Origin of the sequence: Pseudoalteromonas rubra, assembly GCF_005887115.1 — a bacterium.
In the GTDB taxonomy this organism is placed as follows: Bacteria; Pseudomonadota; Gammaproteobacteria; order Enterobacterales; family Alteromonadaceae; genus Pseudoalteromonas; species Pseudoalteromonas rubra_F.
Genome location: NZ_PNCJ01000134.1, coordinates 1 through 217, shown reverse-complemented (window position 1 = coordinate 217; position 217 = coordinate 1). Strand labels below are relative to the sequence as shown.

The window sequence follows — 217 nt, the reverse complement described above, 5'->3', positions numbered from 1 at the left end:
GGTGCCTTGGTAATTGGTCTATTCTTTAGTTGTTTAGGCTACATTTTGTACACCAAATTCAAAACCGTGAGCAACATCGATAGCTCACCAAAAGAAAACCGTCTTGATTATAAAAAAATAGAATCCGTACATTAGGAGCAATGATGAGAAAAACAATTTACTCTTTAAGCGCAATCTCGTTAATGATGGCCTCACAGGTCGCATTGGCTGATTGGTC

General features: G+C 38.2%; 1 pseudogene. It reads left to right on the top strand.

The window, feature by feature from the left end:
* Positions 1–135, top strand: a pseudogene (locus tag CWB98_RS24545) (BCCT family transporter); the annotation flags it as partial.
* Positions 136–217: the final 82 nt, after the last annotated feature.